Here is an 11,262-nt window from a genome sequence, read left to right as displayed (position 1 = left end):
AACCGGTGCGGGTATCGAGGTGGAGGCAACAAAGTGGCCAGTAACCCTGTCCTGCGGGGTTTTGAGAAGTCCGGACGTCCGGGCGTTGCAGCCCAGGCGGCCCAGGGCCCCAACGGCCCGATCGCGCCGCCGCCACCGTCGGCGTCCCAACTGAACGAGTGGTACACCCAGCCGGCCTACGGTCAGCCGGCCCCGCCCGCGGCCCCGTCGCGGTATCTGACCCTGGACGATGTCGTCACCCGCTCGGTGGTGCTGCTGGGCACCCTGCTGGTGGCCGCCGGCTTCGCGTGGTTCGCCGTGCCGGACTCGGCCGTCGGCGGCGTCGTGGCGATCGGCTTCATCGGCGCCCTGGTCCTGGGGCTCTACATGGGCTTCTCCGGACGGGCGAACGCGGTCACCGCGGTCCTCTACGCGGCGCTGCAGGGCCTGGCGCTCGGCGGCATCAGCGAGATGTTCAACGACCGGTTCAACGGCATCGTGGTGCAGGCCGTCACCGGCACGATCATGGTCGCCGGGGGCGTGCTGCTGGTCTACAAGACCGGTGCCGTCCGGGTCACCCCGAAGTTCACCAAGATCGTGTTCGCCTCGACGCTGGGCGTCGTCGGACTGATGCTGGTCAATCTGATCGCCAGCATCTTCACCCCCGGCGGCCTGGGGCTGCGCGACGGCGGCCTGATGGCGATCGGCTTCAGCCTGCTGTGCATCGTGATCGCGGCCTCGAACCTGATCGTGGACTTCGACATGATCGAGCAGTCGGTGCGCCGCGGCGTCGATGAGAAGGTCGGCTGGTACCTGTCCTGGGGCATCCTGGTGACCCTGGTCTGGCTGTACCTGGAGATCCTGCGGCTGCTCAGCTACCTGACCGGGCGCAACAACTAGCCCGGTGCAACAAATCCCGGCACACGTGACATCTAGGTAGTAGTCACCTCACAGTCGGCCCCGTCCCTCAGTGCTGAGGGACGGGGCCGCACCACGTCCGGGCCGCAGCTCAGGAGAGCCGCTGACCGGGCCGCAGCTCAGGAGAGCCGCTCCAGGATCATCGCCATTCCCTGGCCGCCCCCGACGCACATCGTCTCCAGGCCGAACTGCTTGTCATGGGTCTGCAGCGAGTTGATCAGCGTGGTGGTGATCCGGGCACCGGTCATCCCGAAGGGATGCCCCACCGCGATGGAACCGCCGTTGACGTTCACCTGGTCCAGGTCGAAGCCCAGCTGCTGGTAGGACGGGATGACCTGGGCGGCGAAGGCCTCGTTGAGCTCCACCAGGTCGATGTCGGAGACCGACATGCCGGCCCTGGCCAGTGCCTGCCTGGATGCCTCGACCGGTCCCAGGCCCATGATCTCCGGCGACAGGCCGGTGACCCCGGTGGCGACGATCCGGGCCAGCGGCGTGACGCCGAGCTCGGCGGCCTTGGTGTCGCTCATGATGACCAGGGCCGCGGCGCCGTCGTTGAGCGGGCAGCAGTTGCCGGCGGTGACCAGCCCGTCCGGCCGGAACACCGGCTTCAGCTGCGAGACCGCCTCGTAGGTGACCCCGGCCCGCGGGCCGTCATCGACGCTCACCACCGCACCGGAGGGCAGTGTGACGGGCGTGATCTCCTTCGCCCAGAAGCCGTTGGCGATCGACTTCTCCGCCAGGTTCTGCGACCGGACCCCGAAGTGGTCCATCTCCTCGCGGGTGACGCCCACCAGCCGGGCCAGGTTCTCCGCCGTCTGGCCCATCGGGATGTAGGGGTCGGGCAGGTCGCCGCGCTCGCGCGGGTCCTGCCAGCTGTCGGCACCCTCGGCAGCCACCTTCGCGGTGCGCTCGCCGGCCTCGGCGAACCGCGGGTTCTTGGTGTCGGGCAGCCCGTCGGAGGAGCCCTTGACGAACCGGGACACCGTCTCGACCCCGGCGGAGATGAACACCTCGCCCTCGCCGGCCCGGATCGCGTGCATCGCCATCCGGGTGGTCTGCAGCGAGGATGCGCAGTACCGGGTCACGGTGGCGCCGGGCAGGAAGTCGTAGCCGAGCAGGGTGGCCACGATCTTGGCCATGTTGTAGCCCTGCTCGCCGCCGGGCAGCCCGCAGCCCAGCAGCAGGTCATCGATCTGGTGCGGGTCCAGCTGCGGCACCTTCGCCAGCGCCGCGGTGATCATCTGGGTGACCAGCTCGTCGGCCCGCATCTCGACCAGCGAACCCTTGCCGGCCCGGCCGATGGGCGAGCGGGCGGTGGCGACGATGACGGCCTGGGGGGTGGTGGGCATCGCGAGTCTCCTTGCGGGTTGGGATCAGACGGCCCGGGACAGCTAGTCGCTGCCCACCATGGTGGCAGGGGTGAAGTTTGCTCCGCCGCTGGACGTGGGCGGTATCACGGTCGCCGCCCGGCGGCGCAGGAGCCGGGCCCACGGTCCACGCCGGCCGGCCCGCTCACCGCGCACCTCGGCGGGTACCACCTCGGTGCCGGGCAGGCTGGCCGCCTTGGCCGCCGCCTTGACCACCGGCCGGGCGCGGGTCGAGGTGAACGGCGCGGCGGGTTCGGAGACCGTGCTCAGGCCCAGTGCCGCGGCGGCCGAGGGCAGCAGAACCTCCGCGGCCCGGGCGTAGCCGAGCGCCGAGGGATGGAACTGGTCGTCGGAGAAGTAGTCCCGGCTGCTGGCGAACTCCGGGCCCAGGATGTCGCCGAGGCTCACCGCCCGGGCGCCGGCGGCCACCACCGCCACCGCCTGCGCCGCGGCCAGCGTCCGCGACATCCGGCGGGCCAGCCAGCGCAGCGGCTGCCCGATCGGCCGGACCGTCCCGAGATCGGGGCAGGTGCCCACCACCACCTGCAGGTTCTGCTCGGTGAGGGCGGCCAGCGCGAGACTGAGGTGGCGGACCGACTCCGCGGCCCGGATCCGGTGGGTGACGTCGTTGGCCCCGATCATGATCACCACCAGATCGGGCTGCTCGGCCAGTACCAGCGCGACCTGGCTCGCCAGTGCCGAACTCTGGGCGCCGACCACGGCGACGTTGTGCAACCGGACCGGCCGCCGGGCCAGTGCCGAGAGTCCCAATGCCACCTGGGCGGCCGGGGTCTCGCTGTCGCGGTGGACCCCGTACCCGGCGGCGGAGGAGTCGCCGAGCATCGCCAGCAGCAGCGGGGGCCGGTCGGCGGGCACCCCGGGGGCCAGCCACACGCCGTCGGCCCGCGGCGGCAGGGCTTCGGCCGGCTGGATCCGGCGCCGGGCCAGCTTGGTCTGGCCGTAGATCACTCCCGCCGCGGCGGCGCTGAGCGCGCCGATGCCCCCCGTGCCGAAGGCAGCAGCGGTCACCACCCGGCGGGCTCGCGACGCTCGGCTCATCCGATCGCCTCCAGGAATGGACATTTGATGACACTGAATCGTTGAGCCGAGGTTAGCCTTTGCCTCATGCGCTACTACACCTCGCTCGTTGACCTGATCGGCAACACCCCGCTGGTCCAGCTCCGCAGCGTCACCCGGCACCTCGATCCCGCCACCGCACCGCTGGTGCTGGCCAAGGTCGAATACTTCAATCCCGGCGGATCGGTCAAGGACCGGGTCGCGCTGCCGATGATCGAGGCCGCCGAACGCTCGGGCGAACTCAAGCCCGGCGGCACGATCGTGGAGCCCACCTCCGGCAACACCGGCGTCGGGTTGGCGATCGTCGCGCAGCAGCGCGGCTACTCCTGCATCTTCGTGCTGCCGGACAAGGTCTCCCCGGAGAAGATCAACCTGCTCAAGGCCTACGGCGCCGAGGTGGTGGTCTGCCCGACCGCGGTGGCGCCGGAGGACCCGCGCTCGTACTACCAGGTCTCCGACCGGCTGGCCCGGGAGGTGCCCGGCGCCTGGAAGCCGGACCAGTACTCCAACCCGAACAACACCCGCGCCCACTACGAGAGCACCGGTCCGGAGATCTGGGAGCAGACCGAGGGGCGGATCACCCACTTCGTGACCGGCGTGGGGACCGGCGGGACCATCTCGGGCACCGGCCGCTACCTCAAGGAGGTGTCGGCCGACCGTCCCGGTGGCCCGGTGCGGGTGATCGGCGCCGATCCCGAGGGCTCGGTGTACTCCGGCGGTACCGGCCGGCCCTACCTCGTCGAAGGGGTCGGCGAGGACTTCTGGCCGGCGAACTACGACCGCGGCATCGCCGACGAGATCATCGCGGTGTCGGACTCGACGTCCTTCGAACTCACCCGCCGGCTGGCCCGCGAGGAGGGCATGCTGGTCGGCGGCTCGTGCGGCATGGCGCTCGCGGCGGCGCTGCGGGTGGCCGAGCGTGCCGGGCCCGAGGACGTGATCGTGGTGCTGCTGCCCGACGGTGGCCGGGGCTACCTGTCCAAGGTCTTCTCCGACAAGTGGATGAGTGACTACGGCTTCCTGGAGAGCAATGCCGAGACCACCGTCGGTGAGGTGCTGACCGCCAAGGACGGCGAGACCCCGGCGCTGGTGCACGCCCACCCGAACGAGACCGTCCGGGACGCCATCAACATCCTGCGCGAGTACGGGGTGTCGCAGATGCCGGTGGTCGGCGCCGAGCCGCCGGTGACCGCCGGTGAGGTGGTGGGCTCGGTGTCGGAGAAGGCGTTGCTGGACGCCCTGTACGCCGGCCAGGCCTCGCTGTCGGACCCGGTGGAGAAGCACATGTCGGCGATGCTGCCGATCATCGGTTCCGGCGAGCCGGTACGCCGGGCGGTCGAGGCGCTGGGCGGGGCTGACGCGCTGCTGGTGCACGTCGACGGCAAGCCCGCCGGCGTGGTGACCCGGCAGGACCTGCTCGGATACCTGATCAGCAAGTAGCCGCCGACGCCCCGCCCTCGGGGTTCGCGCAGCGGATCCGCACGCCGTCAGGGGCGGCTGCCCGGTCGGCGGACTGTGATGTGCCCGAAATGCGGCAGCCCGGGATCAGGCTCCTGGTGAGCAGTAATCTGAGCGTCATGGACATCTCGACAACAAGCGGCGGGGATCAGCTGGGCTTCAACTCGCGAGCGATCCACGCCGGCCAGGAACCGGATCCGCTGACCGGTTCGGTCATCGTGCCGATCTACCAGACGTCGACCTTCAAGCAGGACGGCGTCGGCGGCCTGCGTGGCGGCTACGAGTACAGCCGGTCGGGCAACCCGACCCGGACCGCGCTGGAGGAGTGCCTGGCGGCCCTGGAGGGGGGCGCCCGCGGACTGGCCTTCGCCTCCGGCCTGGCCGCTGAGGACATCCTGCTGCGGACTCTGTGCGCGCCGGGTGATCACCTGCTGCTGCCCGATGACGCCTACGGCGGCACGTACCGGCTGATCTCCCGGGTGCTGACCCGGTGGGGCCTGGAGTTCAGCACCGTCGCGATGCACGACAGCGCCGCGGTGGCCGCGGCCGTCCGGCCCAACACCCGGGTCATCTGGGTCGAGACGCCCACCAATCCGTTGCTCAACATCGTCGACATCGCGGCGCTGGCCGAGATCTCGCGGCAGCACCAGGCAATGCTGGTCGTCGACAACACCTTCGCCTCGTCCTACCTGCAGCAGCCGCTGGCATTGGGCGCCGACGTGGTGGTGCACTCCACCACCAAGTACCTGGGCGGTCACTCCGACGTCGTCGGCGGGGCGGTGGTGACCCGCGACGCCGAGATCGGTGAGCAGGTGGCCTTCCACCAGAACGCGGTGGGCGCCGTCAGCGGCCCGTTCGACGACTGGCTGGTGCTGCGCGGCATCAAGACCCTGGGCGTGCGGATGGACCGGCATTGCTCCAACGCCGAGCAGATCGTCCGGTTCCTCGGCGAGCATCCGGCCGTGTCCAGCGTGCTGTACCCCGGCCTGCCCAACCATCCCAACCATGACGTCGCCGCCCGGCAGATGGCCGGCTTCGGCGGCATGGTGTCGTTCCGGATGCGCGCGGGTGAGGAGGCGGCGCTCAAGGTCTGCGGGCTGACCCAGCTGTTCACGCTGGGCGAGTCCCTGGGCGGCGTGGAGTCGCTGATCGAGCACCCGGGCCGGATGACGCACGCCAGCGTTGCCGGATCACCGCTGGAGGTTCCCGGCGACCTGATCCGGCTGTCGGTCGGCATCGAGAACATCGAGGATCTGCTGGCAGACCTCAACGCGGCGCTGGCCTGAGCGGTCCGCGGCCGGCGGGGACGGACGGGGAGGACGGCGGTGCGGCTCGGGGTGCGCAACGGCTGGCTGGCGGCGGCGAGCGTGGCCGGCTTCGCGCTGGTCGCGCTGGCCGCCCGGGCCGGTCCGGGCGGATCCACGACTAGGACCAGAGGCCGCTCGCGCGTGCCGCCAGAGGCCACCATCTCCGCCAGGCCCCCGGGCGGCGCGTCGGGCAACCCGCCGCGGGGCCACTTCCACCTGCCCTGGCAAGTCATCGCGTTCGTCATGCTGGCCAGCCTGCTGCTTCTGGTGATCGGGCTGCTGATGGTGTTCTGGCCGCAGTTCCCTGATTGGCTGCGTATCCGGCGCCGGAGATCGGCGATCCGCCGGCCGGTCGAGTTCGCTCCCGACGACCTGGCCACGCAGGTCGCCCGCACCCTGGACTCGACGATGTCCCAGCTGGCCGGTGGCCAGATCCGGGACGGGGTGATCCTGTGCTGGCACCGGCTGGAGCAGACCGCCGAGGCAGCCGGCCTGCGCCGCTCGCCCGCCGACACCTCCTCCGAACTCGCCGACCGGTTGCTGGCGACGCTGCCGTTGAGCGAGGCACCGCTGAACCGGCTGGCGGCGCTGTACCGCGAGGCCAGGTTCTCCAGCCATCCGATTCCGGCCGCGGCGGTCGTCCAGGCCCGGGCCGACCTTGCCCAGCTGCGCTCGGAACTCGAGGCGGCCTCATCGAGCACGCTGGCGACTGGAGCCGGTCGTGGCTGAGCCGATGCGCCAGGCGTCCGGGCTGTGGTTCCGGCTGGGGGTGGCAGCCGGTGTCGGGCTGGCAGCAGCCGTTGCGGTGCTGCTGGCCAGCACGGCCGCGGGCGCCGACCTGCCTCCGGAGCTGGGCGCCGGAGCTGGCGTGGCGGTCGCGCTGCTCTTCCAGCTGGTCCGCGAGACCGCCACCGAACCGCAGCAGCCGGAGTTCCTCGAGCCACCGGAACCAGCCGGCAACGGGTACTTCAGCAAGCTGCGGCAGCTGGAACGCCGGCTCGAAGCGGCCAGCCGGGACGCATCGAAGTACGAGCGTAACGTGCGCCCGGTGCTGGCCCGGCTGGCGACCGAACGGTTGCGGCGCAAGTACGGGATCGACCCGGTAACCAAGCCCATCCAAGCCAGAGAAGTGCTAGGGGAGCAGTTGTGGTCGTTGACGATCGCGCCGGCGACGCCGGCCAGCCCGCCACCCAGCCAGGCCCAGTTGAGCGCGCTGGTGGCCCGGATCGAGGCGCTGTGATCGACCCCCCGGCAGCCGCGGATGCCTGTGACCGGGTGCTGGCCGAAGTGGGCCGGGCGGTGGTCGGCAAGCGCGGCCGGCTGGCGCTGGTGCTGGCCGGCATCCTGGCCGGTGGCCACGTCCTGATCGAGGACAACCCCGGTCTGGCCAAGACCCTGGCCGCCCGGTCCTTCGCGCAGGCCCTCGGGCTGGAGTTCCGCCGCATCCAGTTCACCCCCGACCTGTTGCCCTCCGACATCACCGGCTCGTTCGTCTATGACCAGCGCCAGGGCGAGTTCGCCTTCCGGGCCGGGCCGCTGTTCGCCGGCCTGGTGCTGGCCGACGAGATCAACCGGACGCCGCCCAAGACCCAGGCGGCGCTGCTGGAGGCGATGCAGGAGCGCCAGGCCACCGTCGAGGGCCGTACCTTCACGCTGCCCGAGCCGTTCCACGTGATCGCCACCGCCAACCCGATCGAGTACGAGGGCACCTACCCGCTGCCCGAGGCCCAGCTGGACCGGTTCCTACTGCGGGTGTCGTTCGGCTACCCCAGCCCGGATGAGGAATGGCAGGTGCTGCAGCGCCGGGTGGCGCGCCAGGCCGAGGCGATCACCCTGAACCCGGTGCTGGACGCGGCCGGCCTGCGCGCGGTGCAACGGGTGGTCGAGGCCATCGAGGTCGAGGAGAGCGTCGGGCGGTACTGCGTCGCGCTGGTCGATGCCACCCGGTTCCACCAGCACCTGCTGGTTGGTGCCTCACCGCGCGGCGCGCTGGCGCTGCTGCTGGTGGCCCGGGCCTACGCCCTGATCAACCACCGCGACTTCGTGACGCCGGAGGACGTCAAGGCCGTCGCGGTGGCGGCGCTGGCGCACCGGGTGACGCTGCGTCCGGAGATGTGGATGCGGCAGGTGATGCCCGCCGAGGTGATCTCGACGGTGCTGGCCGAGGTGCCCGCACCGGCCACCGGCACCGACCGGCCGCGGATGCGGTCGGCGAGCCGGTCATGAGTGCTGAGCCGGCTGGGCGTGCTGAGCCGGCCGGGCGTGCTGAGCCGGCTGGGCGTGCTGAGCCGGCTGGACAGGACGGGCGAGCCGCCGCGCTCGCGGTGCGCTGGTCACCGACGCCGGCGCTCGGCTCGGCGGTCGGCAGCATCGCGGTGCTGCTGGTCCTGGCGGTGCTGCTGCGCCGCCAGGACCTGCTGCTGCTGGGGCTGCCGCTGGCGGTGGGCACCGTGCTGCCCCTGCTCAGCCGCGCGCGTCGCGCCCCGACGGTAGGAGTGCGTACCAGCGCCGCCACCCTGTTCGAAGGCCAGTCCACGACTTTCAGCCAGCAGCTCTATGTTCCCGACGCGCTCGACGTGATCCGGCTGCGGACCCAGCTGGAAGGCTGGATCGAGCTGCCCGACGGCGGCCAGGACGTCTGCACGGCAGCCGGCCCCGACGAGGACCTGACACTCACCCATCGGCTGGCCGCGCCGCACTGGGGCCGTAGCCGGATCGGCCGGGTGAGGATCAGCCTCATCGCGGCGCATGGCCTGCTGCGCAGCACCCTGAGCGGTGGCGACACGGTCGCGCTGACCACCATCCCGCTGCGTGCGGAGTTCTCAGCGACCGATGTCGTGCCGGCCGCCTCCGGGCTCGTCGGCGCGCACCGCTCCCGCCGGATTGGTGAAGGGGTCGATCCGGCCGGGGTGCGGCCGTTCGTGGCGGGCGACCGGCTGCGCCGGATCAACTGGCCGGTATCGCTGCGCACCGGAGACCTGCACGTCACCGCCACCTACTCAGACCGTGACACCGAAGTGGTGCTGGTGCTGGACTCGGCGGTCGAGGTGGGTTCCAGCGCCGGGCCCGACTCGACCAGCAACCTCGACGTCGCGGTGCGCGCGGCCGCCTCGATCGCCGAGCACTACCTGCGCCACGGAGACCGGGTGGGGGTGCTGGACCTGGGCCGGGCGGGCCGGCCGGTCCGGCCGCGCACCGGCCAGGCGCACCTCTTCCGGATCATGGACGTGTTGCTGGAAGTCCGGGCCGCACCGGTGAGCGAGCTGGCGGTGAGCCGGGCGCTGGCCAGGATCTCCGGCCGGGCGTTGGTGATCATGCTGAGCCCGCTGCTGAGCACCGCGGTGGCGGCTGAGGCAGCCGGGCTGTCACGGGCCGGGCGCTCGGTCCTGGTGGTGGACACCCTGCCGGACGAGGTGGCCTTGCCGGAGCCGGGACCGTGGATCGAGCTGGCCTGGCGGCTGCAGCTGATCGAGCGGAGCAACCTGGTAGCGGCGCTGGCCGATCATGGAGTGCCGGTGGTGCCCTGGTTGGGCAGTGGCAGCCTCGACCAGGTGCTGGCCGGGCTCGCCCGGACCGCCCGGGCTGCCAGGGTGCACCGGTGAACGGGCCCGCGCGGCTGCCGCGCACCGGAGCCGCCCTGCCGCCCACCCCGGGGCGGTCGGATCATCGCCGCTACTTGCTGGGCGGGGCCGGAGTGCGGCTGGTGATCCTGCTGGCCGGGCTGGCGTTGCTGGCGATCCCGGCCGAGCCCAACCTGGTCTGGGTGGTGCTCACGGTGGCCGGTGTGCTGGTGGCGGTCGGCAGCCCGGGGCAGGGCGGTGCCGGGCTGGCGCTCGGCGCGTCGATCGGCAGCTGGATCGCCGCCTACGGCTGGGAGGGGGCGCCGCCGCTGGGCGCCACCGTCGAGTTCGCGCTCGCCCTGTACCTGCTGCACACCAGCACCGCACTGGCCGCGGCCGTTCCGCTGGGCGTGCAGCTCCGGGCGCCGGTACTGCGCCGCTGGCTTCGGCGCTGCCTGCTCGAACTCGCGGTCGCCGCGGCGCTGGGAGCGGCCAGTTACGGTTTCGGCCGGCCGGGCAGCTCCAGCGTGCTGCAACTGCTCGGGCTGCTCGGTGTGCTGGTGCTGGCGGGCGTTCCGGTGCTGCTGCTGCACCGGTACCGCGACTGAGCTCCCTGCCACCGGCTGCTGCTGCACCGGTCCCGCGGCTGAGCTCCCTGCCGTCGGCTACTCCGGCACCCGGACGTTGCCGAAGACGATGCTCGGGTGGGTGGCATCGCCGCGTCGAGCACCGTCGATCGCGCAGGTGGCCACGCCCGCGGCCTCATGCAGCTGGCTAGAGCTAGGCGTCCCGGCGGAAGATCTTGCTGCCCAGCCAGACCAGCGGGTCGTACTTGCGGTCGGCGACCCGTTCCTTCATCGGGATCAGGGCGTTGTCCGTGATCTTGATGTGTTCGGGGCAGACGTCACTGCAGCACTTGGTGATGTTGCAGAAGCCCAGGCCGTGCTCCTCCTGCGCGTCGCGCTGCCGGTCCCGGGCGTCGAGGGGGTGCATGTCCAGCTCGGCGATCCGCATCAGGTAGCGCGGGCCGGCGAAGGACTTCTTGTTCTCCTCGTGGTCACGCACCACGTGGCAGGTGTCCTGGCACAGGAAGCACTCGATGCACTTGCGGAACTCCTGCGGGCGCTCGACATCGATCTGCTGCATCCGGTACTCACCGGGGGCCACCCCCGGCGGCGGCGCGAACGACGGGATCTCGCGGGCCTTCTCGTAGTTGAACGAGACGTCGGTGACCAGGTCGCGGATCACCGGGAACGCCCGCAGCGGCGTGACGGTGATGGTCTCGGCCTCGGTGAACGTCGACATCCGGGTCATGCACAGCAGCCGCGGCCGGCCGTTGATCTCGGCACTGCACGAGCCGCACTTGCCGGCCTTGCAGTTCCACCGGACGGCCAGGTCCGAGGCCTGGGTGGCCTGCAACCGGTGGATGATGTCGAGGACCACCTCGCCCTCGTTGACATCGACGGTGAAGTCCTGCAGCGCGCCGCTGTCCGAGTCGCCGCGCCAGACCCGAAACTTCGCGTTGTACGTCATCGGTTCCCCTTGCTCTTCGCGCAAGCGCTCATCGTGTGATTCGCTCCGGTCCTCGCTCGCTGG

The 11,262-nt window shown here is 71.5% G+C and carries 11 protein-coding genes; 8 read left to right on the top strand and 3 right to left on the bottom strand.

The window, feature by feature from the left end:
- Positions 1-33: 33 nt before the first annotated feature.
- The gene (locus tag VF542_RS13090) at positions 34-879 is read left to right on the top strand and encodes a Bax inhibitor-1/YccA family protein (protein WP_408652147.1); all 846 of its coding nucleotides are present in this window, start codon (positions 34-36) and stop codon (positions 877-879) included.
- 137 nt (positions 880-1,016) lie between these two features.
- On the opposite strand, the gene VF542_RS13085 is transcribed toward VF542_RS13090, so the two are convergent.
- Positions 1,017-2,246, bottom strand: a complete 1,230-nt coding sequence (locus VF542_RS13085) for an acetyl-CoA C-acetyltransferase (protein WP_408652146.1) — start codon at positions 2,244-2,246, stop codon at positions 1,017-1,019.
- A 42-nt stretch (positions 2,247-2,288) separates the two neighbouring features.
- Positions 2,289-3,323: an SGNH/GDSL hydrolase family protein gene (locus VF542_RS13080; RefSeq protein WP_408652145.1), complete on the bottom strand. Its 1,035-nt coding sequence runs from the start codon at positions 3,321-3,323 to the stop codon at positions 2,289-2,291.
- A 66-nt stretch (positions 3,324-3,389) separates the two neighbouring features.
- Between VF542_RS13080 and VF542_RS13075 the strand changes: the two genes are divergently transcribed.
- The 7 genes from VF542_RS13075 to VF542_RS13045 all read left to right on the top strand — a co-directional run bounded on the left by VF542_RS13075 (position 3,390) and on the right by VF542_RS13045 (position 10,274).
- Entirely contained in the window at positions 3,390-4,781 is a 1,392-nt protein-coding gene (locus VF542_RS13075) for a cystathionine beta-synthase (RefSeq protein ID WP_408652144.1), read from the top strand.
- 137 nt (positions 4,782-4,918) lie between these two features.
- On the top strand, positions 4,919-6,085 hold the full coding sequence (locus VF542_RS13070) for a cystathionine gamma-synthase (protein ID WP_408652148.1): 1,167 nt from the start codon (positions 4,919-4,921) through the stop codon (positions 6,083-6,085).
- A gap of 39 nt (positions 6,086-6,124) precedes the next feature.
- On the top strand, positions 6,125-6,835 hold the full coding sequence (locus tag VF542_RS13065) for a DUF4129 domain-containing protein (RefSeq protein WP_408652143.1): 711 nt from the start codon (positions 6,125-6,127) through the stop codon (positions 6,833-6,835).
- Positions 6,828-7,346 (top strand): hypothetical protein, encoded by a 519-nt coding sequence (locus VF542_RS13060; protein WP_408652142.1) that lies wholly within the window; start codon positions 6,828-6,830, stop codon positions 7,344-7,346. Before VF542_RS13065 ends, VF542_RS13060 begins: the two co-directional genes overlap by 8 nt.
- The gene (locus tag VF542_RS13055) at positions 7,343-8,332 is read left to right on the top strand and encodes an AAA family ATPase (RefSeq protein ID WP_408652141.1); all 990 of its coding nucleotides are present in this window, start codon (positions 7,343-7,345) and stop codon (positions 8,330-8,332) included. Before VF542_RS13060 ends, VF542_RS13055 begins: the two co-directional genes overlap by 4 nt.
- Positions 8,329-9,708 carry a DUF58 domain-containing protein gene (locus VF542_RS13050; protein WP_408652140.1) on the top strand — a complete coding sequence of 460 codons (1,380 nt, stop codon included), beginning with the start codon at positions 8,329-8,331 and terminating at the stop codon, positions 9,706-9,708. Before VF542_RS13055 ends, VF542_RS13050 begins: the two co-directional genes overlap by 4 nt.
- Entirely contained in the window at positions 9,705-10,274 is a 570-nt protein-coding gene (locus VF542_RS13045; protein WP_408652139.1) for a hypothetical protein, read from the top strand. Before VF542_RS13050 ends, VF542_RS13045 begins: the two co-directional genes overlap by 4 nt.
- 172 nt (positions 10,275-10,446) lie before the next feature.
- On the opposite strand, the gene VF542_RS13040 is transcribed toward VF542_RS13045, so the two are convergent.
- Complete coding sequence (locus tag VF542_RS13040) at positions 10,447-11,199, bottom strand: succinate dehydrogenase/fumarate reductase iron-sulfur subunit (RefSeq protein ID WP_408652138.1); 753 nt, start codon at positions 11,197-11,199, stop codon at positions 10,447-10,449.
- Positions 11,200-11,262: the final 63 nt, after the last annotated feature.

This window comes from Jatrophihabitans sp., assembly GCF_036389215.1.
GTDB lineage: Bacteria > Actinomycetota > Actinomycetes > Mycobacteriales > Jatrophihabitantaceae > Jatrophihabitans_A.
This window is presented reverse-complemented; position numbering and strand designations above follow the sequence as displayed.